The sequence below is a fragment of the Serratia sp. JSRIV006 genome, assembly GCF_019968685.1.
Taxonomy (GTDB): Bacteria; Pseudomonadota; Gammaproteobacteria; order Enterobacterales; family Enterobacteriaceae; genus Chania; species Chania fonticola_B.
This window is the reverse complement of sequence record NZ_CP074137.1, coordinates 3,684,465-3,709,241: the sequence shown is the minus strand read 5'-3', so window position 1 is coordinate 3,709,241 and position 24,777 is coordinate 3,684,465. Positions and strand designations below refer to the sequence as shown.

The window sequence follows — 24,777 nt, the reverse complement described above, 5'->3', positions numbered from 1 at the left end:
AATAACGGAGAGAAAAATGCGGCAACAGCGTCAGCGAGGTTTTACCCTGCTGGAAATTATGGTGGTGATTGTGATCCTGGGCATCCTGGCGAGTCTGGTAGTGCCTAACCTGATGGGAAATAAAGAGAAGGCGGACCATCAGAAGGTCGTCAGCGATATTGTCGCGCTGGAGAGCGCATTGGATATGTACAAGCTGGATAACAGTCGATATCCCACCACCGAACAAGGGTTGCAGGCACTGGTGACCAAGCCCTCGGCACAACCGGAACCGCGCAATTATCCCCAAGGTGGCTATATTCGCCGTTTGCCACAGGATCCATGGGGGGCAGACTATCAGTTGCTTAGCCCAGGCCAACACGGTCAGTTAGACGTTTTCTCTTATGGCCCCGATGGCATACCGGACACCGAGGATGATATCGGTAACTGGACGATTGGGAAGAAGTAGTGCGCCAACGCGGCTTTACGTTGTTGGAAATGATGCTGGTTGTGCTGCTGATCGGGAGTGCAGCCAGTTTGGTGATCATGTCATTTCCGGCCATGCAACAAAATAACCCGCAGCTACAGCTGAAACGTTTTCAGGCTCAGTTGGCGTTTGCCATGGATGCCGCGGTGCAAAATGACCAGTTGCTGGGGATCCGGGTTCGACCTGACGGCTGGCAATTCCAAATGCTACAGCGTCAGGCCGCTGAAAAACGCGGGGCGGTATCTGGCTCGGATAGTTGGCAAGGTTACGTCTGGCAGAATTGGCAACCCCGTCAGGCGGCGTTAGGGAGCCAAATGCCTGATGATATTCGTCTTAAGCTGCATTTCCCCGATCGGCAGGAGTGGCCGCGTGCTGCGGAATCGGCACCGGAACCCGATATTCTGCTGTTACCTGGCGGGGAGATTACGCCGTTTGAGCTGGTGTTCAGTGAGGCCGGTAGCCAGCCATTGGTATGGCTGCGGGTCGACGACGTGGGCGCGATCGAATCGTCAGTAAACGGAGCAGCACAGTGAACGCCCAAAGAGGGATGACGTTGCTGGAAGTGCTGGTGGCACTGATCGTTTTCGCCTTGGCGGGGTTAGCCGTGTTGCAAACCACGGCACAGCAGGCTGGCAGTATTGGCCGTATGGAGGAAAAAATACTGGCAAGTTGGTTGGCGGATAATCAACAGGCCAGGTTACATCTTGATAAAACCTGGCCGGAAAAGCGCTGGGTCGGCACCACGGTGACCTATGCTGGCGAGGAATGGTCTGTACGCTGGCAGGGGGTTGATACCGAACTGGGTCAATTACGGGCACTGGATGTTGAGGTACGGCGTCATAAAGAAGACGCTGCGCCAGTGGTTTCTTTACGCAGCTACGTGGTGCGGGAATGAATGGTCGTAGCCAGCGGGGCTTCACGTTGCTTGAGATGCTGTTGGCATTGGCAATTTTTGCTGCGTTGAGCATCAGCGCCTTCCAGGTGTTGCAGGGGGTGATGCGCAATGATGAGATTTCGCAGCGCAAGGCGCAGCGGTTGGCCGAACTTCAACGTGCCTTTATGCAGTTGGAAGGGGATTTCGGTCAGATCATCCCTCGCCATCACAGAGGGAATGAACGCGTATTTTCCGCGGCGCGCTATCAATTACAAAGTGAGGACTGGGGCGTCTCTTTCATGCGCAACGGTTGGCAAAACCCGATGGGAATGTTGCCCCGCGCCGAGTTACAACCGGTGGGATATCGTCTGCGCCATCAGCAGTTAGAGCGGTTGAGCTATGCCCATGCGGATCCGCTCGTTGGGGAAGCGCCGGTGGTCAAGGTCTTGCTCAATGAGGTCAGTGTCTTTCGTCTGCGCTTTTTTTCCGAGGGGACGTGGCGGGAGAGTTGGGACAACGCGTCGGTTTTGCCGCAGGGGATTGAAGTGACATTAGTGGTTGCTGGCGTGGGTGAATTGACCCGTCTGTTTTTGATCACGGCGGTGGGGCAAGAATGAGGGCGCGGCAAAAGGGTGTTGCCCTGCTGGTGGTGTTGCTGATCCTGGCGCTGATGGTGACGATTGCAGCGACCATTGCCGAGCGAAACGGGCGTACCTATCTGCGCACAGCGGCTCATTTGGATCGCCAGCAGGCAAAATGGTATGCCCGCTCGGCAGAAACACTGGCGGTAAAAATTTTGCAACGAGACGCGCTGGACTCACCGAATAAAACGCATTTGGCGCAAAACTGGGCGCAAGAACAGCGCCGTTTCCCCGTTGAAGGCGGGGAGGTGTTTGGGCAGATTGTTGATGGCCAGGCCTGCTTTAATCTCAATGCCATTAACCAAGGGGCAGCCAGTGAGGGGATGCAGCCGACATTGCCTTATCCTAGCCAGGTTTTTAGACAGCTTTTAATCAACCTGGGGGAAGAGCCCCTGCGTGCGACGCAGATAGCCGCGGCACTGCGCGACTGGGTAGACAGTGATAGCGAACCAGTCAGTGATGGGGCTGAAGATGAGGTCTATATGGCCCAGGCGGTGGCTTACTTGCCAGCCAATCAACCCATGCAGGATGTCAGCGAGTTGCGCACCGTCTCAGGGGTTGATGCCAGCCTTTATCGGCGTCTTTTGCCTTACGTTTGCGCGCTGCCAACCCAGACGCTGTTGGTAAACGTTAATACCCTGAGTGAGTCTCAAGGGCCATTACTGGCGGCGCTATTTCTCAAGGAGCTTGATACAGCCATGGCGACTCGATTGTTACAACAGCGTCCACGTGAAGGGTGGAGCAGTACGACGGCATTTTTGGCACAGGTTGCCCTGAAGGACATCGACACCTCAACGGTCAGATCGCTGTTGACGATAAAGAGTGAGCTGTTTTTAGCCAGTTTCACCGTGCTGATGGGGGAGACTCACTATAGCCAGCGCAGCCTGTTGCGCAAAGCCGGTAACAGTTTCCAGGTAGTACAGCGGCAATATGGATTAAGCATGATGGTGGAGCCTTGATGCCTAACAGAAAGCCCCGTGAGCAAGCCAGGTTGATACTGCGCTTACCCAGCGATGAAACGCAGCCAGTGCTGTGGTATTTCGCTTCAGCAGACGGTCATCAGCAAGGTAGTTTGGCTATGGGGGAGAACGATGACCAATTGGTGAGCCTGCTTGCCAGATACCCTGCCTGGGTATTGGTTCCTGCGAGCGAGTTGGTTTTCCATCGTGTGACGCTGCCTCGTCGTGCCAGGCGTCAGAGTCTGCAAGTACTGCCGTTTATGCTGGAGGAGCAACTGGCAACGGAGGTTGAACGGCTGCATTTTGCCATTTTGCAGCAAAGTGGTGATGTATGTGACGTTGCGGTAGTTGATAAAAGCCTGATGCATCAGTGGGTAGCCCGTTGTGAACGTCTGGGGGGGCAGGTGCAGGCAATGTTGCCAGATGTGCTGGCGTTACCCTTGGCCGCCGACGGTTGGAGTGCGGTCAGTCTCAATGATCAATGGTTGTTTCGCCGGGAAAAGCATGCCGGCATGATTGTTGAATCCTCCTGGTTATCGGAGTTTTTGGCCGTGTGGGCACCGCCGGTCATTGAAAGCTACTCCGCGCCACCAGCATCAACCGCTAGCCCTCCGGAATGGCGTGTTCAACCACCGAGGGATTTACTGCAACTGGTGGCAGAAGGTGTGCACGAGAGCGGAGCCGATCTGCGCCAGGGCGAATTCACCCGCTCTAGCCCCTGGCGTACACGATTACGCCCCTGGCGAACCGTGATGATGGCATTAACGGTGTATTTACTGCTGTTGTGTGTGAGCGCCGGGCTGTCTCATTACCGGCTTTGGCAACAGGCTGACCATTGGCGGCAGGAAAGTGTGCGGGTCTACCAACAGCTGTTTCCGGCTGATAAAAAGGTGGTTAATCCGCGCGTGCAGATGCAGCAGCACTTGCAACAATTACAACCCATCGAGCAAGCCGGTGTGGTCGCACAGATGCGCCAATTGCAACAGCTGATGGCGGAGAACTCGGCAATCCGGTTTCAGGCGCTGTCTTATGACGCTGGCCGTAAAGAGCTGAAAGTCGATATACAGGCGGCCTCTTTTCAGGCGTTGGAACAGTTTCAGGTTGCTGCCGGGCAGCGTTATCAGCTGCAACCTGGTGAAATCAAGCAGAATCCAACTGGGGTAGAGGGCCGACTGACTCTGGGGATAAAGGATGAATGAACTCAAGCACCGCTGGCTACAGCTCAGCCTTCGGGAACGGGGATTGGTATTGGGCTGTGGTGTATTGGTTATCGTCAGCTTGTGCTACTACGCACTGTGGTTGCCCTGGCAACAACAGGCTAGCCAATGGCAGCGTACTATCGCTCGTGAACAAAACACGGTGGAATGGATGTTGCAACAGGCTCCGCGCTTGCGCCAGCAAGGGGCACAACCCATACAGGAGGCTTCTCTAAGCTTGTCGGCCAGGGTGGCACAGAGCGCTACCGCTCAAAACATGAACATTACCCGCATGCAGCCTCAGGGAGAGCGGCTGGCGGTCACGCTGGAACCTGGCGATTTTAATGCCCTGATGCTTTGGCTCACACAGTTGGAAAAACGTTATAGCGTTCGCATTGTGGCGCTTGAGGTAGCGATGCGTCCCGATAAACCCGGATGGGTGATGGTAAACAAACTGATGCTGGAGCGCAGCGATGGGCGCTAAAGCCAAAAAGGCCGTGCTTTTGTTGGCCTGTTATCTCCTATTGTTGGGAGGCCATGCGCCAGCACGGGTATTACAAGCTTTTATACCCGCAGATATGAAGGTCGGTGGCTTTTCGGGTTCCCTGTGGCAGGGCAGTTTACACCAGTTAAGCTGGCGTAACATTATGCTGGCCAAGCTGAACTGGCAGTTCACTTTTTCCTCTTGGATGCCAGCCTTGGAGATTGAGCTACGAGATCCGCAAGGCTTGCAGGGAGCCGGTATCCTGCGTGGTTGGCAGGATCTTCAACTGCATGAATGGCAACTCTCTGTTCCTGCAGATGTCGTGCGGCAACAGTTGTCGTTGCCTCTGCCGATCACCGCCCAGGGAGAGCTGCGACTGCGGTTGCAACAAGGAGAGTTCAGTTCCGCGGGTTGCCGGAGTCTTGGCGGTGGTGTTGTCAACTGGCAGCACGCACAGCTTGCGACCCCGTTGGGGGCGTTGGAGCTGGCCAACGTGCAAGGACAATTGAGCTGTGATGGAAAAGGGGCTCTGGTGTTGGTGTTGAAACAAGACTCCTCTCATCTGAGCCTGACGGGGCGTGGCACCGTCGGATTTGACGGGCGCTATCAGTTCAACGGTCAGGTGCGCCGAGGGCCGGTGTTACCGGAGACGATGAGGCCACTGATAAATCAGTTAGGCAGGGCCAACGATCAGGGGCAGATACCCTGGCAGGTTCAGGGGCGGTTGCTTTAAACGGCGCTAGGCTGTCTTAAAAGGGTTGGGTAGGTACTTGGCTGACTGCAGGGAGGTTTTTTGAGTTTATTATTGGATTTTACCGTTGCATTTCCCCTCCTCTGGCTGTGTGTCGCGGGGATATTGGGGGCCATAGTGGGTAGCTTTCTCAACGTGGTGATTTATCGATTACCGGTGATGCTGGAAAAGCAATGGCAGCGTGAGGCGCTCGTGCAACTGGCGCTGCCCTTACCTGAATCCACACCGCGTTTTGATCTGCTATTACCGCATTCCTGTTGCCCGCATTGCCAGCATCCTATTGCAGCCAGGGACAATATCCCCTTGCTGAGTTTTCTGTTGTTAAAGGGTAAGGCTCGTTGCTGTGGTGAGCGGATCCCAAGGCGCTACCCGCTGGTTGAAGTGGCAACGGCTATGATGTTTGTGCTGACTGCGCTTATATTCCCGCTAGGTTTCCCTTTGCTGGGCGCCTGGATATTGCTCTCCTTTTTGCTGACGCTGGCAGTTATTGACCATCACAGACAACTGTTGCCAGATGTGCTGACGTTGCCACTGCTGTGGATCGGACTTTTGTTCAATACTCAGGGGAATTTTGCCTCGTTGGAACAGGCGACGATTGGCGCAGTAGCGGGTTATGTCTGCCTATGGAGCGTGTTCTGGCTATTCAAGCTGGCAACCGGTAAAGAGGCTCTCGGCTATGGTGATTTTAAATTACTTGCGGCGTTAGGGGCCTGGTTAGGTTGGCAAGCGTTGCCACAGGTGATTTTGGTGGCGGCGGCCAGTGGGCTGCTGGTTACGCTGATACAGCGCGGGTTGGCGAAACAAGATCTTAATCAACCGTTAGCCTTTGGCCCCTGGCTCGCCGTGTCGGGCGCGGTCAATATGTTTATACCCTGGAGCTTTTAAGCGCCTATATCTTGATTGGAAACGCTAGCAAGCGCACCCAGTCTTGTTCCTGAAGTACGACTTTTGTTAGTCGGTTGACCAATGATCAAGAAATCACACGCGTGTTACTTACTGATACTAAAGGGAATGGTTATGCATAAGATTACGATGTTGGCGGTGTTGCTTACGGGAATGCTTAATGCTCAGGCGGCAACGGTTTATACCGGAGATAAAATTGAGGGTAATCCGGTTATCAGCAAGTTGGATGTAGACGATCTGGAGGCAGGAAAGGTTTATCGCTTCATGTTCCAGGGAACCAGCAATGGGATCGGTCAACATTGGTATGTTCCTGTTATGGTGGCCAAAGGTGCGCAGCCTGGTCCTAAGCTGGGTCTGCAAGCGGCGGTCCATGGTGATGAATTAAATGGTACCCGGGTGATACAGCAGGTGTTTGAAAAGCTGGATCCCGCAGAGTTGAAAGGCAGCGTGATCGGTGCCGTGGGTGCGAATCCTTCAGGCATGTTGGCCAATAACCGAAACTGGCAGTTGGCCAATGACGGCGGAGATATGGTCGATTTCAACCGGGTCTGGCCGGGTAAAGAAAAAGGTAACGCCGCCGAACAGCAGGCTTGGCTGCTATGGAATAATTTGTGGGCGGGCAATGCCACGCTGTTCGTTGATATGCACACGCAGAGCCGGGGGACCGAATATCCCTTGTTCATCTATGCGGATTATCGTAACCCGCAGGTGAAGCAAATGGCTGAACTGTTCCCGGCGGACCAGATTAAAGCCGATCCTGGTGAGAAAGGCTCCGTCGAAACCACTTTCGTTGAGAACAAGATCCCTGCCATTACACTCGAAATTGGCAAGCCCAAGCTCTATCAACCTGAACTTATCGCGCGCAGTTTGACTGGGGTGCGTAATCTGATGGTTCAACAAGGCATGACAGCCGGAACATTAGGGACAACGGCTAAAGAGCAAAAAACCTTTATCGGTAATGAAATGAGCTCGATCCGAGCTGAGGTTGGCGGATTTGCCGAGGTTTTGGTTAAGGTCGGCGATACGGTGGTCAAAGGGCAGAAGGTGGCGGTTCAGCGTAATGCATTTGGCGACATCATTCGGGAATATACTGCGACCCATGATGGCCGAGTGTTAGCTATCGGCAATGATCCGTTGCGCGAACCCCGGGCTTTGCTGGTTCGTATTCTGTTCAACAATCCTGAACCCCAGTGTGCTGATGGTTGCTAATTGACGTGAGGCATCTGTAAATGTCGGGATCACGGTTTCTCTGCTGCAACAAGCGGCCTGAAACCTAGCGGATCGATCCCGTTGGTGAGTTGATCATACATGGCATGAGCTTGCTTGCCCAGGCGAGTGCCAATCGGCTGGCAACGCCTGCCGATGGCGGTTTCCCGGTGATTAGAGTTGGTTATGCCCAGCGTTTGATAACAATCGAGGTGTTGATGCCACCAAAGGCAAAGTTATTGGTTTGCAGAAACTCGCAGTCGATATGACGGGCTTCTCCCATGATGTAATCGAGTGCGCCGCATTGTTCATCAGGGGTACGCAGATTTAGCGTTGGTGCGAACCAGCCTTCACGCATCATCTGCAGGCTCAACCAGGCCTCCAGTGCTCCACAAGCCCCCAAGGTATGGCCGAAGTAACTTTTCAACGACGAGATCGGCACGCTATCACCGTAGATCGCGGCGGTTGCCTGGCTTTCGGCAATATCTCCCCGATCGGTGGCGGTACCGTGGGCAGAAATATAGCCGATATCACTCGCTTGCAGACCGGCCATCCTCAACGACTGTTCCATGCAAATCTGCATGGTTTCACGTTGCGGCTGTGTGATGTGTGCCGCATCACAATTGGTGGCAAAGCTGACGATTTCCCCGTAGATGGTTGCGCCGCGTGCTTGCGCATGCTCCAGCTCTTCGAGGATCAGCGTACAAGCACCTTCCCCAATCACCAAACCATCGCGGTTCTGATCAAATGGGGAAGGGGTGGCATGCGGTTCATCATTACGTTGGCTGGTGGCAAATAACGTGTCGAACACGGCGGCCTCGGAAGGACACAGTTCTTCTGCCCCACCAGCAACCATCAGAGTCTGATAACCGTGGCGAATAGCCTCCCAGGCATAGCCAATGGCCTGGCTGCCTGATGTACAGGCGCTGGACGTCGGGATCACACGCCCGCGCAGGCCGAAGAATAACCCGGTATTGACCGCGGTAGTATGAGGCATCATCTGCACATAGGTAGTGCCCGTGATGTTATTGGTGTGCTTCTCGGTCAGCATGGTGGCGAATTCGCTCACCGGACCAGTACTGCCGGTGGATGAGCCATAAGCGATACCGGTCTGGCCGTTGGTTAGCACCGGGTTGCCAATAAGCCCAGCTTGCTCCAGAGCCAATTCCGTTGCGCGGGTCGACATGAGAGACACCCGGCCCATTGAGCGTATGCGCTTACGGGTATAGTGTTCTGGCAGCACGAAGTCATCGATTGGGGCGCCCAGCAGGGTGTGCAGGCCGTCATAGATTTGCCATTCAGGCATGTGGCGTACGGCGTTTTTATAGGCCAGCAATTTGGCGGATACCGCCTGCCAGTTTTCACCGAAGGCGGTAATACCGCCCATACCTGTAATAACTACCCGACGAATCATTGCATCCCTCCGTTGATAGAAATGACCTGACGAGTCACGTAACCGGCTATATCAGACATCAAATAGCTTGCAAGCCCGGCGACTTCCTCCGCCTGGCCCATCCGTTTCATCGGGATCATCGACATGGCCTCCTTTAACGCCACCTCTTCCATTTTGATCATGCCGGTATCGATCAGTCCTGGGGCAATGCAGTTGACGGTGATCTTGCGTTTTGCCAGTTCGATCGCCAATGCTTTGGTTGCGCCAATAATTCCTGCCTTGGCCGCACTGTAGTTCACCTGGCCCCGATTCCCCATAATGCCAGAAACGGAAGACAGTGTAAGGATGCGGCCACCTTGACGTTCGGCAATCATTGGCATGATGCAGGGCTGGATCACGTTGTAGAAACTGTCCAGATTGGTGTGGATAACCTCATCCCAATCATCATCGCTCAATGCAGGGAAGGCGGCGTCGCGAGCGATCCCGGCATTGCTGACGATGCCGTACCATGCCCCATTCTCTGTCAGATCTTGCTCGAGAACCTCCCGGCACTGCTGACGATTGCTAATGTCGAAACAGAGCAGGCGGCCTTGTCCTCCGGCAGCGGTAATTGCGGCCAGCGTTTGTTGTGCGCCAGCTTCATCTTGGTGATAGTGTATCCCAACGATGAAACCGTCAGCGGCTAACTGGCTGGCAATAGCGCGTCCGATACCTTTGCTGGCTCCGGTGATGAGAATTGAACGACTCATGCAGTAGATCCCTGATTAAAAAGCATTGTTGATTCTTCTGGTGTGGGTTGAAAGGTATTGACGCGGCCGGTGGCCAGCGTGTCACCTTGCGCGCCAATAACACAGTCAAAACTCCCGAAACGGTCATCATGTATCAGCAGCTTGATTTGGATGTCTAGCATTGCATCTGCTGGTAAGTAACCCGCAGCACAGACCAATTCCCTGGCTCCAAGCACCATACCGAGGGCGATCCGCTGTTCTCCTCGCTGATGACGATGCCAACCTGACCAAACGCCTATGGTTTGCGCCATCAATTCCAGTGCGTACCAACCAGGCAGTTCGCCTTGCGCATTGAGGAACGGTGCCAGCACGCTGTCGCTCCTGACCTCAACCCGGCAATGTGCACTGTCTTCCGTCACGCTGATAACCTCTGCCAACAGCAGCATTGGGGCGTCGTGTGGCAGATATTCCGCCGGTGATAAGTAATGGCTCATGCCATCCTCCCCAGCAGGATGCTGGCGTTATTACCGCCAAAGGCGAAAGAGTTAGACAGAATGACCGGCCGCATCAGCGGTTCAGCCGCATGCAGTAAACCACAGGGCGGTAATGTCGGATCCGCCGGAGAACGGCTGAAGTCCTGCGCTGGCAGTGGCAAGTCATAGAGCAGAATAAGTGCGCTGAGAGCGGCCTCGGTGATGCCCGCAGCCCCCAGGGTATGCCCGGTTAAATGTTTGGTAGAGCTGCAGGGCACACTTTCACCGAACAGATCGTGAACCACTTTGGATTCGATCTGATCGTTGAGCAAGGTGGCAGTTCCATGCAGATTGATGTAACCGACCTCTGCGGGGTTAAGCTCCGCGTCTTGCAATGCCTGCTCGATGGCTCGCAAGGCACCGGCACCCTGTGGATGTGGTGCCGAAATATGGTATGCATCGCTTGACTCACCCACACCCAGTAGTGCTATGGGGTGCGGCTCGCGGGTAAGTACCATCAGTGCCGCTCCTTCACCAATGGTGATACCACAGCGGTCGCGGCCAAACGGTTGGCAAAGCGTAGTGGAAAGAGACTCCAGGCTATTAAAACCGTTGATAGGCATGCGGCTTAAGGTATCGGCACCGCCAACAATCGCGATATCCGCCAGCCCGGCCTCAATAAGACGGCGCCCGCTGATGATCGCGCGGGCACTGGAAGAACACGCGGTGGAAAGAGTAAACGCAGGGCCATTCAGGCCTAACCAAGCGGCGAGGAAGCGTGACGGATCGCCCAGCTCTTGCTGTGGATATTGCCAGCTCGGGCTCTCTTCATGGTTAGTGATATGGCTAACATGTCGATCGCCTTCATCCAGCCCAGAGGTGCTGGTACCGAGCACTACGGCGATGCGGTCGGCACCAAAGCGAAGCAGCGCGTCATCTACCACGGTCTGAATTTGCGCCAGAGCGGCCAATAATAATTGGTTATTGCGGCTGCGATGTGCGGCAAAGTTGTCTGGAATAGTGGGTAATTCTCCGTCGACGCCGCCTAATACCGCGTCCTGTTGGTTCTGTAACCAATGCTCACGCTTGCGCATGCCGGGCGCTGTTCCTTGGGTCAGATTGGCTGCAATCTCTTCTGTCGATTGGCCCAAAGCGTTGATCATGCCGATAGCAGAAATGTAAATCATATCAGTCATCCAGATATTGAATGGTGATGTGGTATTTAAACGCGTGTTGCTCAATGCTGATAGGTTCACGACGATCTTTACGTTGCAGGTACGTGATCTCCGTTATCAGTTTGCCGCGCGCGTTGCGTAATTCTCGTTTGTCGCCCTTATCGATTAGCGTCCAGCCCTGCGGCAACCGATCTTGCCAGGCGGTAATCGGCCAGTGGCCGAGCATCACATCGGCCAAGACCTGACTGGCTGGCGGCAGTTGTGGCACCACGATCGACTGCTCGGTATGAATGCCTTTATCGTCATAGGTAACGAGAAATAAGCGGATACCTAACGAAGACAGCCCGGCCAAGGTGAGTGTATTGCTATCCGCATTTAGAATGACCAACAAAGACTGGGTTTTGCCGTTAAAGCTGCCGGTCAATAATTGCTGGGACTGGATATTTTCAGTGATACCAGGAGCCGGAAGCGTGACGCGTACGCCGGGTTCAAGCCAGGCTTGTGGGCGGGAGCCATCCTCATTATGCGATGAGTGACTACAGCCGGTAATCAATAGCACGGCCAACAGGGGAACCGCGCGCCAGAAGTCGCAATTTGTCATTTTTTTCTCTGCTTACGGTCAGGCATGGCGAGTGGGGAGAGCAAGAAAGCGGTAAAGATCCCACTGACCAGTACAATCCCAAAACTGCTGATAGCTTGAGTGCTGCTAAAGACCAGCATGCCCAGGGTTAACAACGTTGTCATCATTGCCAGCGCGATCGCCAACAACGATGTCAGTGGTGTGCCACGTGGATTGCTGAAGAACAGCGTATAGTTAATGCCGATCCCCAGCACCAGTACCAGCGCCAGTAGCGAAAACAGGTTCACGGCATGTCCGCTAAAGGATAGGGTGGCCAGTCCGATGCTCAGCGACAGCAGCGAAGGCACCAAACTGATTAATCCCTTACGCCACCCGAGACGGAACACCGCACTGCAAGCGATCACCGCCAGTGCTACCAGCAGTAAGCCGGTAAGTATGGTGCGATAGAGGGCGAATAATTCGTTGAATGTATCCTTGCGATCTACCCACACTACACCCGGTTGTTTTTCCGCCAGTGAGCTCAGAGCCGTGCTGTCGTTAACGCCTTCTACAGGTACCAGCACACCGCTTTTGCCATTGGGCAACGTCAACCACATTAAGCGCCAACCTTCGCTGGCTGGACTGTTGAACCAATCCTCCAACGTTGCGGGTGCGGTTTGCAGATCGGGCGTGACGTCCGTTAACCCTGTATTTTGCAATGCACGGATGACCGTAGGAGCGGCGCCCAGCAACAGGGCGAGATCCTGTTTCTGGCGTGCGAGTGAGTTTAACGGGATTGTGCGGAAAGCGCTGATAATCCCAGTCTGGCGGGCCTGTTCCAGTGCCGGCGTGAAGTCTTCAAGCCGCTCCAGGGTTTGCTGAGGAGTGTTGCCGTAGACCACAAACCATTTTTGATCGACGCTTTGCCCAGTGAGCTGCGTAATGGCTTTTTCCTGCGCCAGGATATCCTGCGGCAGCGCCTGCAACTGGGCAATATCATCATCGACGCGTAATGTCGCTATCCCCGCAAGAGAAACCAACACCAATACGACAGGTAGCCCCAGCGACAGTTTGCGGTTATGCCTCCAGGCCGCAAGCCAGCGCAGCAGGGAGATCGCGGCAGGAATAGGGCGTACCGGTAAGTTGCGACATAGCCACGGATGCCAAAAGATCACCGTAAGGCATGATGCGCTCAGGCCCACAGCGGCAAACACCGCCATTTGTCGTATCCCAGGGAAGGGAGCGAGCATCATGATCAAATAGGCCGCGACGGTAGTCAGCAACGCCAATAACAGGGCATTGCGCACTTTGAGCAGACTCTGCCATGGCGATATCTCGTTACCGTGCACCATGCGTTCGGTGAGGTAGTAAAGCGTATAGTCGGCAGAGATCCCAATGATGCTCATGCTCATCACCAGCGTCATCAGATGGAGCTCACCGAAGAGCAACAACGTAGCTGCTGTTCCTGCTAGTGCACCGATGCCAACGGAAATCAGGCACAGCATCAGCGGGCGCAGCGAGCGGAAAACCACCACGATCAGCAGTATTACGCCCAGTATGGTGGCGACCCCCAGCGTAGATATGTCCTGTTTTGCCTGTTGGCTGGCATAATCACTGTAAAACAGCGTCCCACGTGAGAGGAGCTTGGCCTGGGGATAGCGTGATGTGAGTTGATCCTCCAGCGCGGCGAGGGTAGTGACGACGCGGTGGGTTTGTTGCATATCAAATGACGATCCCGTCAATTCGCCATGCAGAAAATACCAGTAGTTCCCCAGTTCATCTTGAGTAACCAACCAGCCGTCCATCAGCCGTAAACGCTGGCTGTTCTGGGCCAGAGCCAGCTGTGAGCCTCGCATCAACATTAGCGGATCGTTGCGTAGCTCTTTGCCGCTGACGCCAGAGAATGCTGAATAGAGCTGAGAGAGGACCCACTGTGCCTGGGCTTCGCCACCGTTTTGCAGGCGCTCACGCGTTGCGTTGTCGATCAGACCATTACGATGCTGCCAGAAAAAGTCGCCCCAGGCTTGCTGGTCTGCGGCACCCATAGGGCCTTTCACCGTCTCTGCTATCCCGGACTTTTGCAATTGGGTAAGCCAATATTGCGCTACCTGCGGGTCTGCCTGTTTTCCGGGGCTGACCAGCCAGACCAACTGCTTGTCCAGGCGCTGCATAAAACCGTCGTTCAGCGCGGGGGGAATGGCACCCAATGCCTGCTTGGGCAACATCGCCAACACGCTGCTATTGATCCGGGCCTGTGGCAATAGGGCTAGCAGCATGCCAACTAATATCAGGCATGCGATTCCCCAAAGCAGCGCGAGGCGCTTGGCATTAGTAGGCGGCAAAACGTTGTCGCTCTTCATCGGTCAAAGCTGCGGGTTGCAGCCGGTGTTGAGAAAAGGTGATTTCAGTCACATCGCCCTGTTTATCGTTTAAATGGATGGTTTCCAGATAGGTTTGTCCACTCAGCACTATAGTGGCAAAAATTCGGTCCAGAGGGGTAGTCAGTGGGGTTAAGGATAGCGTCCAGCGACCCTCACCTTGCTCCTGGAAATCAATGCGGAAGTTTTTCTCCAGCACCTGACGATCGGCCTGGAATAGCGCGCGCAGCAGATGATTGAACTGAAACATCTGCGGGTTGTTTTGTGCGGTAATAACCTGCGGTTGCTGGTTATTGATGATTTGCACCATCCGTGAGTCGTTGAGCATCAACGTCATGGCAAAGGGGGTTTGCTGTTGCCACAGCAAACCCTGATCGCGGGCGATCACCATGTCGCCTTGAGAACGCAGTGGCTGTGGCAGATCTTTAATGGTTCGAGCCTGGGCAAAATGGGCTCGCACTACCGGTTGTTCGGTAAAACGCTGCTGTAATTCATTCAGCGTGATGGCATTGACCCATGGACTGATCAGCAGGAATAGCAGAGGCCAGGCTTTCATGGCTGCACCCCCAGACGTTCGAACAGTATGTCTGGGCAGACAAAGCACATCTCACGGCTTTTTTCCTCTACCGCTACCTGGATGGTGTAACCGGTTGTGGTGCGTTTGCCGCTGTCGGCGTCAAAAATCTGGTAGGCAATGCGCAGGCGATTTTCGTATTCTTCCAACGTGGCACGAACGCGGATACGTTGTTCAAAGGTCAGCGTATCGCGGTATTTCACACGGGTATCCACCACTGGCCAAACATATCCCGACTCTTTCATCTGCCGATAGCCGTAGTTGAATTGGTTCAGCAGGGCTTCGCGGGCAATTTCAAAGTAACGGAAATAATTGCCGTGCCACACGACTCCCATCATATCAATATCATGAAAGGGAACGGTCAGTTCTATCTCGCTGGTGAAACAGGGATCGTTTAGCACCCTTTGCTCCTGTCTGTGGTGTTGGCCTGTTGGTCAGGCAGTTGCCAAAAATTGAAAAAGTTGAACCAATCGAGCGGTGCCTGCAACGCGTAGTGTTCAAGACGCTCAGCATAATGATCCACCACCTGTTGCAAGGCGGCTTGACGATCGGCCCGCGGTAACAGCAGAGGGTCGGCAAACGGCTCACAGTGCAAATGCAGTTTTCCCTGCTGGCGCAGGGCATAGATCAGCAACACCGGGCAACGCAATATCGAAGCCAGAATAAACGGCCCTTGAGGGAATGGGGCAGGATGGCCCATAAAGCGGCTCCAGATAACCCGGCAGCTATCTCCTCGCTGCGGTTTTACCGCGATGCGATCGCCAACGATCGCCACCCATTCGCCACGATCCAGTTTGTCTTTGAGCAATATGGCGGTATCCGGGCCGATGTCGGTCACAGGCAACAGGTTGAGCCCTGCCTGGGGTGCTATCTCTGCCATAATCTGTTTGAAACGCTGGGCGTTGTCGTTGAACACCAGCGCATTGATGGTTTTACTCACCTGTAATTGTGCCAACGCCCGGCAAGCTTCGATATCTCCCAAATGGGAGGCCAGCAGCAATTTGCCTTGTGGGGAGCCAATATCCAGCGTGGCTTCGGCATTGGGGGCGAAGACAACATCCTGCCCTAGCCGCATTTCCCCACGCCAACTGGCGATTTTATCCAGCATGGCATCTGCAAAACGTAAAAAATGGTGATAGCTGTTGAGATGCGCAGGAATGGGGAGCGAACGTGAAGTCAACTCGTTGCGTACCCGCTTCAGCCAGGCTTGTGAAGCCTGACGGGCCTGATGTGCGCCAAGCCAGTAAACCGCCACCACCGGATAGAGCAGTGGAGCAATGGCCTTTCTACCCAGTAAGCGCCAGATAGCAAGCATGATGCGCATTCCCCACAACCCCTTGATTTCTTTCTGACGTGCCCAGTGTGGGTTGCATCGACGAAAAAGCAGGGTAGGGATGCGCGGCAACATGCCGAAGAAAAGGCGGGTATGCATCAGTGAAATGCGCACGTTATCCTTCAAGGCATCAAAGTGTGACAACCCATCCTGGGGGTAGGTGACGTGCGTCGGCACAAAGTAACTGGTGTTCCCCTGCCAGTAGAGGCGAACCATGACTTCCGTATCGAAGTCCATGCGTTTGCCTAGCGCCGTTTTATGCGCCAACTCCAAGGTGGGGGTAATGGGGTAAACCCGGAAGCCGCACATGCTGTCTTTGAGCTGTAGAGAGAGCGTCTCAATCCAGACCCAGACGTGAGTTACCCAGCGGCCATAGCGCCGCGACGCTGGTATGGAGTCGTCGTAAACCGGTTGTCCGGAAATTAAATCCTGGGGATGGATCTGTGCCAGGGTAATCAGCTTGGGAATATCTTCAATGGCATGTTGGCCGTCCGCATCGACTTGTACCGCATGGCTAAATCCTCTGCGTTGAGCCTCTTCCAATCCGCGAATCACCGCCGTGCCTTTTCCTGAATTGTGTGCAAGGCGTACTAAGGTGACATCCGCGTGAATGGTGGCCAGGCGCTCAAGTTCCTGCTGGGTGGCCTGGTCGCTGCCATCGTCCACCACCAGACAGGCTAAGCCAAAGGGTTGCAGGCGCGCGAGCACACTTGCCATCATGGCTCCGTGGTTATAACAGGGGATCACCACACAAGGGTTAAACGTGGCACTATTCAGCGACATAATCGGATCTTCCCGCTGCTGGCTGTGCTACGTGCCTCACCATCATGACGTTGATAGCGGAAAACCATGATTTGCCGTTCTTCCTGCCAGTCAAGCGTCAGCGTGACGATGTTATCCGGCAATAAGGGCTGTTGGAATTTGACACTTTGAATACTGTGAAAGCGAAAATCGGGTACCAGCAGTGAGGTGGCATAGTGCATCACCCAGTCTAGTTGTGTCACGCCGGGTAGCAGAGGTTGCACTGCGAAGTGGCCTTTAAACCAGAATGAAGCCGCATCCAGCCGTAACACGATCTCGGCCTGCTGCTGCGTCTGATGGCGAGCCATCTCATGGGGTCTCATGAAACAATTCCTGTAATTGCGCATAGACGCGCTTGTTCATGCTGTTGACGGGCATCTCGTCGACGATACGCCAGTAACGAGGGATAGTGACAGGTTCCAGCCACGGGCGCAGCGCACGACGCCATGATATTTCCAGTGCTTTGCCGCCCATTTGTTGCCACTGCTGCCGAGCATGGTCTTCAAGCACCAGCAATGCGCCAATGCCTTGGCGCCCTCCGCGTGTTACCGGTAGCGCTGCGGCTTCGCGTATGCCTTCGAGTTCCAGCAGCCGTTGCTCGATCTCGCAAAGTGAAATGCGTTTCTCTTCAATTTTAACCACCCGGTCGCGGCGACCTGTTATCTGGAAGCGTCCGCTATCGTCAAATTGCAAAATATCGTCGAGGAGCAGGCCGTGCCTATCGCTGATAAGCGGAGAGATAGCGCGGATCTCGTCGGCGTCAACCACGATACGCACGCCAGGGAAGGGCTGCCAGGTTACATCAGGCTGCTGATGGTGACGCCAGGCGAGGATCCCGGTCTCGGTACTACCGTAGATTTCGTCTGGCCAGACCCCTAACCAACTGGCGGTCTGAGCCACGTCTTCCCAAGGCAATACTCCCCCTGCGGAGATGACCATATTCACTGGCGGTGGCGTGAGCTGGTGGTCTAGGCGTTTTAGAAAAGCCGGGCTGCTGATAAAGGCGTATTGGTGGTGATTAGCCAGAGTTGCCAACTGCTCGGTGTAATGAAGCATTGCTGCATGCAGCGGTAATCCTAGCGCCATGGGTAAAAAGATGCGGAAGGTGAGGCCGTAAAGGTGCAACGGAGGTACCGAGGCCACAATATGGCAGCCGGTGAGCCTGTCGGCAAAACGTTCAGCCAGTAAGGAGGCTTCGCGATCGAGGCTGGCAATGGGCTTTATGATGCGGCGTGGTTGCCCTGTCGAGCCGGAGGTAAATAGTTCGATATGGCTGGCCGGATCGAGAGTGGGTAGCGGTGGCTGGTTCTCGCTACTTTGATCGGTTGATTGGACCTGGATCAGCGTACCGCTCCAGGTCAGTGCCTGGTCGGTCAGTATGCCGTTAAACAGCGCCCGTTGTTCTTCCAGCAGTGAAACACGGCTATGTCCGGGAACCACGGGGGTTTTGCCCGCATGCAATATTGCCAATAGTCCGACGATAAACAGATAGCTGTTTTCAAAACACAGCGCCCAGCGGTCGCCTTCATATTGTTGCAGGATGCTCACCAGTGCTGCTACGTCATGGCGCAACTGCCCCAGCGTCCAGATATGCTCATCAAGCCAGGCAATCGGGGTTTCATCGGCACGCGAATGACTTAGCCACTGGGCCAGAGGGAGTATCTGATTCATGCCTTGTCTCGCAATATCCGCCTGCGACGCACCAGCCATTCGCCAGCCATCAGCGCTCCCATCAACAGATAGGCAATCATGCCGTTCCACAGCGTCCATAACCGAATATCACCGAGCAGAACGGTAAAAAGTGCCATCGAACCGTTCAGAATGAAAAAAACACACCATATCTGGGTGACCTTGCGGGTATAACGCACGCCTGACGGGGGGAGCTCCGGATCCTGCAAACGGGCAAGGCGCTCCACCATTGGCATCGAACTCCACAGTGAACTACCAAATACGCCGAGCATGACCAGATTGACTACCACTGGGTAAAATAGCAGCAGCTGATGCGTTTTTAGCACATAGCTCATTAGGCATAATGTGAGACCCGCGAGTGCCACGGCTTGCAGTACATAGCGCATAGGGCCGCGCTGACTTTTGACCTGATAGAGGCGAAAGGCCAGCAACAAGGCGATGATCGGCAGCAGCCAGTGAAGGCTGTTGCGTGTCAGGCCAAACCAGACAAGAAATGGCCAAGCCAGTAGCGCCAGTAGAGCCACCAGTTGTATCCCTTTCAGGGACCGAGCGCCGGGCATAAACGGTTATGCTTCTTGCAATAGCTGTTCTACCGCATCGACGACATCTTGCACGGTACGAACCTGCTTAAAGGTTTCCGGCTTGATTTTCTTCCCGGTCTTCTTCTGCAGGTGCACGATCATGTCGACGGCATCGATACTGTCTAACTCAAGCTCTTCATACAAGCGGGCCTCAGGTTTGATGTCCTGTGGATCGATATCGAACAGTTTGGTCAGCAGCGCGGACACTTCCTGATATATGGTTTGTTGTTCTGTCATAGCGGGCTCTTCTCAGGCACGTTGAGCTTGGATAAAGGATGCCAGTGTTGCCACTGAGTAGAAATGTTGACGCATCTCTTCATTTTCGGCGGAAAGCGCGACACCATACTGGTTTTTAACCATCAGCCCTAACTCTAAAGCATCGATGGAGTCCAGCCCCAATCCTTCACCAAACAGCGCCGCATTGGTGTCGATATCGTCCGCAGACAGTTCATCCAAATTCAGTGTATTTATTATGAGATTTTTAATTTCAAGGTGGAGCGCTTGCATCATTAATTCCTGACAAAGGTATAAGGCCTGGTGATAACTGATGCAAAAGATGCCGGTTTAGCTGCCTTGCGGCTAATGCTGGCTGTTGCGATTCTGCATCAAAAAAATGTTCTATCTGTACCCGTTCACGCACTTCTACCTGGAACAGGGGTTTCCTGGGCGGAACGTCATACCATCTGCTCTGTTTATCAAGCAGATGTTCGCTACAATGGATCACTGCTATGCGCACGTCACGGCGGCATCGTACGGCAATATTGGCGGCACCGCGCTGCAGTGTCATATTTTCACCAGGGCGTGTGCGTGTTCCCTCTGGAAAAATAAGTAGGGTGTCGCCCTGTGCCAGGCGTTGCTGACAGGCTGGAAGCAGCGTGTCCGCCTGGCTATTGACCAGATAATCCGCAGCCCGGATCACTCCGCTCACAAAGGGGTTATGTAGCAGAGCGCTTTTTACCAGGCAGTCTGTCTCGGGCATCACGGATGCCAAAAGCACGTAATCAATCAGTGTCGGATGGTTAGCGACCACCAAACAACCGCGCTCCTGGCGTAATATATCAATCCCCTTGATGCGATAATCCAACACACCCAACGTTTTTGCTATCGATAAGAACAGCCGGAAACTGGCGGCAATGCTGCGCCGGGCTACCTGGCGGCGCTTGGCAATATTGCGCTGGAGTACCAGCAGCAGATTAAACCAGACAAGCGATAGCAGCAGGCCGCCGACGCCAAACAGCACAAAGCAAAAGCCGGTCATCATCAGACGCCAAGCCCAGTTTAAACGTGCGAATAGGCCGCTCATGTACGGCTCCAATACCACTTCAGTCTTTCACCCGCAATGGCGAACGTTGGTTCTTCGGCCAGGTAGTGTTGTAAAAACTGTAAGCTTTGCGGTAGTAGGGGCTCTTCCCCTGTGCCTTCCGGCTTGCTCTCGCACCGTAAGGTATTACCTCGTTCAAACACCAGCGCCACCGCATAGGCCCAGGTCGGCATCTGCTCTGGCAGGTAGGTGTGGTAAAACTCGGGCAGCAAGCCATCAAAATCGACCATTAATATTCTCTGGTAACCCGCTTGGAGTAAACACACTACCTCACATAACGCTTGCTGAAAGGTGTCTAGGCCAGCAGAAAGTGAAGATGATACCAGAGGATTTTGCGCCGTGATGGTCAAGTGACCCACGGCTGAGTTATGTACCGACATGGTGAAATCAGTTGGGGAAACCGCTTGCTGGGTGGCTATGGCCTGCAAAATGCGGTAATTACGCTCCAACTCACCGTGACGGCTGGTATAGAGTACTGCATCCACCGGTTGACGACGTAGCATGGCCAAACCGCATTCCACGGCCAGCCTACTGCCTGAACTCAGGCGGCGTGCTGTCATCATGGGAAGTTCGGTCAGCTTCGATTGTGGCGCTGAGGGTATGATCCCACGAGGCTCCTGCGACCATTGACGCCACTGCGATGCGTCGCTTAGTTCGGGGGCCATGGCCTGCCAATCAACGATGTTCAATGCAAAATTCATCAACGTGCTTCCGCGGTTACTCGGTTTGGACTGTGTCATCTCCAAGGTAGCATGAGCGCTGCCCTATCATTATTGCTTTCGGCATACTAACAAGGTATGACCAATACCGAGGTTATCGAGACGTTTTTCTACTCGGAAACCTGCCGTTTCGAGGAAACTGTAAAATTTACCGGCGCTGTAAAAGCGACTGTTGCCGTTAGCCATGCAGGTAAAATAGAGTGAGGAGGCGTTGAGGCTGAACGAAGCCGCTTCAAATTTTTGTGCATCCCAGAACAACTCCATAATGCATAGCTGAGCGTCAGGCTTCATCACCCGTTTGATTTTTTTCAGAATAGTAATAATTTGTTCCGGTGAAAAACAGTCAAGAAATTGGCTCATCCACCAGATATCTGCGCCACTGGGCAATGGTGCATCGCTTAGCATATCTACCGCATGGAAATCTATGCGATGAGATAACCCGGCTTTTTCGACATTCTCACGCGCCAGGCTAATTTGCTGCGGCAGATCCAGTAAGGTAATGCTGACGTTATCATCGTACTGGCAACAACGTAGCGCCCATTTTCCAGTATTGCCGCCCACATCATAAAGCGTTGTTGGTTTATTGTTAAATATATGGGGTAGTGCGGCATTAAATGCGGCATCTGAATAGTAGTGATCAAAAGCAAACCAGCTTTCACGTGCAGCCTTGGGCAATTGCGATAAGGCAGGGTAGATGGTCGGCCATTCACCAAACACTTTTAAACCAGCGGGTTTCTCTTCCTTAAGCGCATGTTCTAAAGAATACAGCCCCTGATAACAAACATCTTGAGTGAAATCCATATTCACACGGGTCATGGCATCGTGGAGTAGGAAGTGCCCCACTTTGGCAATGAAGTAATAGCCGTTTTGATGAGTCACAATACGGCCACTTAACCCCATATCCAACAGCACACTAACGGCATATTCATTAACGCTGCTATTGGCAGCGATGTCCTCAAGGAGGGCGCCGTGTTTTCCTTGTTCATCCAGATAGGCTAATACACCCGTATTGCGCAGACAAAGGGCGGTTTGAAACAGCATTGGAGCAAAGGCAATCCGTTGCGCCTCAGTGATAGCATCAAGTGCACTGAGAGTGTCCTGTTGATACATTTGTTGTACAGCCTCTTTAACCGGATACAAAATAGTGACGCCAGCTTGTATCCGGCGCTAATCTAATCAATATTGGAAATTACAGCGCGGCACCAGCCGACAAATTCAACTGGATATCTTTATCTAGGTTGTGTATCCAGCGGTTGTAGCTTTTATGAATTTTCCCACCCGAGGCTAGCAGGTTGAGGCTACTGGCGTAGTCGATGGAATAATTCGTTGCGGAATAGGTGATGCGGATTTCAGCAACATGGTCGCGAGCCTGGAGGCGGCCATTAATGACGCCAGGACCAGCCTGCGTCATAACCCATTCACGTTGCACACCTGCTTTCAGGATTGCAGTTCTGACTTGCGCTTCGGTATGACCAGTGCTGACCGTGCTGTTGATTTGTTGTATTGGGGCAGTACGCACACAACCGGTCAGAGTGGCGATGACGGCAAGAGCAGCACACCATTTAACGATGCTTTTCATAAAACAATTTCCTTTTGTTAGCGGGTTACAACCTGGGGGAAACTGAGCGGTTTAATTTTTTAATTAACGCCCACTGTTTTTAACCGTGAAATTTATCAACGCATAATACTGATATCAATTAAATTGCACAAGATGGATTGCGGGAAATTGCTTAGGAAAGGTCTAACTTTAAGCCTGCTTTTCCTAGAGGATTAAACCAAAATTTTCAGCATTAATGCCTATAGGTAGTGGTTCGTTTGGCGTTTTTTTTTGTTAGGAAAAAACCAGGATAGCATAGGAATATGCTTATTTTATGAGGCGTGTCTCCCCTTATCCGATAATGGTACTCCAGCAGTGCTAGTAGGCGGCTAGACCACTCCTTCATTGCTTGCACTAAATGAAGAGGCCATCATTTGATGGCCTCAGACTGATGACGAACCCCATTATTTTGATGGGGTTCGTTTGTTTTTAGCGACCGTAGGTCGCGATCGCGATATTTTCACACCACACTGCTTTTTGCTTTTTCTGAGTGCCTCTATGGGGCTCCTGTCCTTCCATAAGCCCTTTCAGCCACTTATAAACAGCATAAAGAAGCGCCAGCAGCGCCATCTTCTTCATATTTTGCGCTGTCGCCGCAAGCAGACACTGCATCTGCACTTTCGACAGACCGCGGAACCGCGCATATCGATGCCCATGGTGCTGTTTCGCATCCGCGAAGCTTCTTTCAACCGTTTCTTTGCGCCGCGCATACACCTTCTTGCCCCATTTCGTCAGTCGCAACCTGTTCGCTTCCTCTTTCGCCCCTTCCCATACGTGCCGCGTTATCGTTTTCTGTGCTTTGCTGTTCTGCGTGCATTGCCCTCTCTGCTCGCACCGCTGGCACACTGCCGGCTCTGAACGATAATGCCGATAGCCGTTGCGGTCCGTTGTGCCGTATATCAGGAGTTCCTCCGCCGGACACACATACACATCACGCGCCTCGTCATACCTGAAGTGCTTTTTCTGGAAGTCATTCAGCCCTTTGTATGGCCTGCGATAACCCGGTACCAACGCGATACTCATCTCCTGCGTCAGATGGCACACCGCCGAGGTAAAATAACCCGCATCCACACCCACGGCGACCGTATCAAGGTTGAACCGCTCCACCTGCCGTGCCAGCCTGCCAATGAACGGCTGGCTATCGTGCACATTGCCCGGCGTGACATGGGTATCCATGATGATGCCGTGCTTGCCGTCCACCGAGCGGTGGTCCAGATAGAAGAAGCCCTTTGGCTTGTTGTCCCGGTGCATAAAGCCGCTTTCTGGGTCGGTGATGCTGACTTTGGTGTTTTTAACGGCGTCGTTTTTGGTTGTTTTTCTTGCGGCGGGCAGCGGCTTTTTTTCGCGTTTCTTCCTGTCGGCCTCCACGGCATCATTCAACTGTGTGAAGTATTCACTGACGCCTTCAGGGCGCAGTTCATTCACGGCCTTGCGCGGGTTGGCATCGGCTTTCAGGTGGGTGCTGTCGGTGTAGAGCACACGTCCGTTTGCCATCCCCTGACCCAGAGCCTGTAACACGATATGGTCAAAAATCTGCTGGAAGACATCGCTGTTGTTGAAGCGACGAATGCGGTTCTGGCTCAGGGTTGAGGCGTCGGGGACCTTCTCGGTCAGCCCCATACGCAGGAACCAGCGGTAAGCGACATTGACCTGGATTTCCTTGACCAGACGGCGCTCTGAGGGGACACCGAAGAGGTAGCCCAACAGCATCATTTTAATCAGGCGAACGGGGTCGATTGCGGGTCTGCCATTATCGGGGCAATAAAGGTGAGCAACGGCATCGCGGATAAATTCAAAATCAATGGCGGCATCGATTTTACGGACCAGATGGTCTTCGGGAACCAGTTCATCAAGGGTAATGGTTTCAAACTGGTACTGATGGGGAGAAGGTTCTTTGAGCATGGCAGTCAGTCCGTTTTTTGCACTGACCTTATTAGATCAAAGTCCTGGCCTCACGGCCAGGACTTTGTCAGCAGTCT

At 53.7% G+C, this 24,777-nt stretch carries 29 protein-coding genes; 10 read left to right on the top strand and 19 right to left on the bottom strand.

Features of this window, described 5'->3' with window-relative positions:
* Positions 1-16 precede the first annotated feature (16 nt).
* The 10 genes from gspG to KGP16_RS17190 all read left to right on the top strand — a co-directional run bounded on the left by gspG (position 17) and on the right by KGP16_RS17190 (position 7,480).
* A complete protein-coding gene (gene gspG, locus KGP16_RS17235; RefSeq protein ID WP_021805938.1) occupies positions 17-445 on the top strand; it encodes a type II secretion system major pseudopilin GspG in 429 nt (142 codons plus the stop codon).
* Positions 445-996: a type II secretion system minor pseudopilin GspH gene (gene gspH, locus KGP16_RS17230; RefSeq protein ID WP_071681053.1), complete on the top strand. Its 552-nt coding sequence runs from the start codon at positions 445-447 to the stop codon at positions 994-996. Before gspG ends, gspH begins: the two co-directional genes overlap by 1 nt.
* Positions 993-1,358, top strand: coding sequence for a type II secretion system minor pseudopilin GspI (gspI, locus tag KGP16_RS17225; RefSeq protein WP_115158175.1), 366 nt, complete (start codon positions 993-995; stop codon positions 1,356-1,358). The genes gspH and gspI overlap by 4 nt, the downstream gene beginning before the upstream one ends.
* A complete protein-coding gene (gene gspJ / locus KGP16_RS17220) occupies positions 1,355-1,954 on the top strand; it encodes a type II secretion system minor pseudopilin GspJ (protein ID WP_209522560.1) in 600 nt (199 codons plus the stop codon). Before gspI ends, gspJ begins: the two co-directional genes overlap by 4 nt.
* The gene (gene gspK / locus KGP16_RS17215) at positions 1,951-2,937 is read left to right on the top strand and encodes a type II secretion system minor pseudopilin GspK (protein WP_179247784.1); all 987 of its coding nucleotides are present in this window, start codon (positions 1,951-1,953) and stop codon (positions 2,935-2,937) included. Before gspJ ends, gspK begins: the two co-directional genes overlap by 4 nt.
* The gene (gspL, locus tag KGP16_RS17210) at positions 2,937-4,136 is read left to right on the top strand and encodes a type II secretion system protein GspL (protein WP_223500040.1); all 1,200 of its coding nucleotides are present in this window, start codon (positions 2,937-2,939) and stop codon (positions 4,134-4,136) included. Before gspK ends, gspL begins: the two co-directional genes overlap by 1 nt.
* The gene (gspM, locus tag KGP16_RS17205; RefSeq protein WP_223500039.1) at positions 4,129-4,617 is read left to right on the top strand and encodes a type II secretion system protein GspM; all 489 of its coding nucleotides are present in this window, start codon (positions 4,129-4,131) and stop codon (positions 4,615-4,617) included. The genes gspL and gspM overlap by 8 nt, the downstream gene beginning before the upstream one ends.
* Positions 4,607-5,350: a type II secretion system protein N gene (locus KGP16_RS17200; RefSeq protein WP_115158171.1), complete on the top strand. Its 744-nt coding sequence runs from the start codon at positions 4,607-4,609 to the stop codon at positions 5,348-5,350. The genes gspM and KGP16_RS17200 overlap by 11 nt, the downstream gene beginning before the upstream one ends.
* 60 nt (positions 5,351-5,410) lie before the next feature.
* Complete coding sequence (locus KGP16_RS17195; RefSeq protein WP_223500038.1) at positions 5,411-6,253, top strand: A24 family peptidase; 843 nt, start codon at positions 5,411-5,413, stop codon at positions 6,251-6,253.
* Between the two features lie 132 nt (positions 6,254-6,385).
* Positions 6,386-7,480: a succinylglutamate desuccinylase/aspartoacylase family protein gene (locus KGP16_RS17190; protein ID WP_051363707.1), complete on the top strand. Its 1,095-nt coding sequence runs from the start codon at positions 6,386-6,388 to the stop codon at positions 7,478-7,480.
* A gap of 181 nt (positions 7,481-7,661) precedes the next feature.
* On the opposite strand, the gene KGP16_RS17185 is transcribed toward KGP16_RS17190, so the two are convergent.
* The 19 genes from KGP16_RS17185 to KGP16_RS17095 all read right to left on the bottom strand — a co-directional run bounded on the left by KGP16_RS17185 (position 7,662) and on the right by KGP16_RS17095 (position 24,700).
* On the bottom strand, positions 7,662-8,891 hold the full coding sequence (locus tag KGP16_RS17185) for a beta-ketoacyl-ACP synthase (protein ID WP_059201250.1): 1,230 nt from the start codon (positions 8,889-8,891) through the stop codon (positions 7,662-7,664).
* A complete protein-coding gene (locus KGP16_RS17180; RefSeq protein WP_059201249.1) occupies positions 8,888-9,619 on the bottom strand; it encodes a 3-ketoacyl-ACP reductase FabG2 in 732 nt (243 codons plus the stop codon). Before KGP16_RS17180 ends, KGP16_RS17185 begins: the two co-directional genes overlap by 4 nt.
* The gene (locus tag KGP16_RS17175; RefSeq protein WP_059201248.1) at positions 9,616-10,092 is read right to left on the bottom strand and encodes a hypothetical protein; all 477 of its coding nucleotides are present in this window, start codon (positions 10,090-10,092) and stop codon (positions 9,616-9,618) included. Before KGP16_RS17175 ends, KGP16_RS17180 begins: the two co-directional genes overlap by 4 nt.
* Positions 10,089-11,258 carry a beta-ketoacyl-[acyl-carrier-protein] synthase family protein gene (locus KGP16_RS17170; protein WP_059201247.1) on the bottom strand — a complete coding sequence of 390 codons (1,170 nt, stop codon included), beginning with the start codon at positions 11,256-11,258 and terminating at the stop codon, positions 10,089-10,091. Before KGP16_RS17170 ends, KGP16_RS17175 begins: the two co-directional genes overlap by 4 nt.
* Before the next feature lies 1 nt (position 11,259).
* Positions 11,260-11,847 (bottom strand): DUF3261 domain-containing protein, encoded by a 588-nt coding sequence (locus tag KGP16_RS17165; protein WP_059201246.1) that lies wholly within the window; start codon positions 11,845-11,847, stop codon positions 11,260-11,262.
* Positions 11,844-14,165: an MMPL family transporter gene (locus tag KGP16_RS17160; protein WP_223500037.1), complete on the bottom strand. Its 2,322-nt coding sequence runs from the start codon at positions 14,163-14,165 to the stop codon at positions 11,844-11,846. The genes KGP16_RS17165 and KGP16_RS17160 overlap by 4 nt, the downstream gene beginning before the upstream one ends.
* On the bottom strand, positions 14,134-14,739 hold the full coding sequence (locus KGP16_RS17155) for an outer membrane lipoprotein carrier protein LolA (RefSeq protein WP_059201244.1): 606 nt from the start codon (positions 14,737-14,739) through the stop codon (positions 14,134-14,136). The genes KGP16_RS17160 and KGP16_RS17155 overlap by 32 nt, the downstream gene beginning before the upstream one ends.
* Positions 14,736-15,158 carry a thioesterase family protein gene (locus KGP16_RS17150; protein ID WP_059201243.1) on the bottom strand — a complete coding sequence of 141 codons (423 nt, stop codon included), beginning with the start codon at positions 15,156-15,158 and terminating at the stop codon, positions 14,736-14,738. Before KGP16_RS17150 ends, KGP16_RS17155 begins: the two co-directional genes overlap by 4 nt.
* Positions 15,152-16,873 carry a glycosyltransferase gene (locus KGP16_RS17145; protein WP_059201242.1) on the bottom strand — a complete coding sequence of 574 codons (1,722 nt, stop codon included), beginning with the start codon at positions 16,871-16,873 and terminating at the stop codon, positions 15,152-15,154. Before KGP16_RS17145 ends, KGP16_RS17150 begins: the two co-directional genes overlap by 7 nt.
* Complete coding sequence (locus KGP16_RS17140) at positions 16,864-17,214, bottom strand: hydroxymyristoyl-ACP dehydratase (RefSeq protein WP_059201241.1); 351 nt, start codon at positions 17,212-17,214, stop codon at positions 16,864-16,866. Before KGP16_RS17140 ends, KGP16_RS17145 begins: the two co-directional genes overlap by 10 nt.
* Positions 17,201-18,562 (bottom strand): AMP-binding protein, encoded by a 1,362-nt coding sequence (locus KGP16_RS17135; RefSeq protein ID WP_094981949.1) that lies wholly within the window; start codon positions 18,560-18,562, stop codon positions 17,201-17,203. Before KGP16_RS17135 ends, KGP16_RS17140 begins: the two co-directional genes overlap by 14 nt.
* Complete coding sequence (locus KGP16_RS17130) at positions 18,559-19,140, bottom strand: hypothetical protein (RefSeq protein WP_059201239.1); 582 nt, start codon at positions 19,138-19,140, stop codon at positions 18,559-18,561. The genes KGP16_RS17135 and KGP16_RS17130 overlap by 4 nt, the downstream gene beginning before the upstream one ends.
* Before the next feature lie 6 nt (positions 19,141-19,146).
* Positions 19,147-19,398 carry an acyl carrier protein gene (locus KGP16_RS17125; protein WP_059201238.1) on the bottom strand — a complete coding sequence of 84 codons (252 nt, stop codon included), beginning with the start codon at positions 19,396-19,398 and terminating at the stop codon, positions 19,147-19,149.
* Between the two features lie 12 nt (positions 19,399-19,410).
* On the bottom strand, positions 19,411-19,668 hold the full coding sequence (locus KGP16_RS17120) for a phosphopantetheine-binding protein (protein WP_059201237.1): 258 nt from the start codon (positions 19,666-19,668) through the stop codon (positions 19,411-19,413).
* Positions 19,649-20,464 (bottom strand): 1-acyl-sn-glycerol-3-phosphate acyltransferase, encoded by an 816-nt coding sequence (locus KGP16_RS17115; RefSeq protein ID WP_094981948.1) that lies wholly within the window; start codon positions 20,462-20,464, stop codon positions 19,649-19,651. Before KGP16_RS17115 ends, KGP16_RS17120 begins: the two co-directional genes overlap by 20 nt.
* Positions 20,461-21,183, bottom strand: coding sequence for a beta-ketoacyl synthase chain length factor (locus KGP16_RS17110; protein ID WP_223500036.1), 723 nt, complete (start codon positions 21,181-21,183; stop codon positions 20,461-20,463). Before KGP16_RS17110 ends, KGP16_RS17115 begins: the two co-directional genes overlap by 4 nt.
* A 69-nt stretch (positions 21,184-21,252) precedes the next feature.
* Positions 21,253-22,311 carry a methyltransferase gene (locus tag KGP16_RS17105; protein ID WP_059201235.1) on the bottom strand — a complete coding sequence of 353 codons (1,059 nt, stop codon included), beginning with the start codon at positions 22,309-22,311 and terminating at the stop codon, positions 21,253-21,255.
* A gap of 79 nt (positions 22,312-22,390) precedes the next feature.
* Positions 22,391-22,780 carry a hypothetical protein gene (locus KGP16_RS17100; protein ID WP_059201234.1) on the bottom strand — a complete coding sequence of 130 codons (390 nt, stop codon included), beginning with the start codon at positions 22,778-22,780 and terminating at the stop codon, positions 22,391-22,393.
* 447 nt (positions 22,781-23,227) lie between these two features.
* Positions 23,228-24,700: an IS1182 family transposase gene (locus KGP16_RS17095; protein ID WP_223500023.1), complete on the bottom strand. Its 1,473-nt coding sequence runs from the start codon at positions 24,698-24,700 to the stop codon at positions 23,228-23,230.
* Positions 24,701-24,777: the final 77 nt, after the last annotated feature.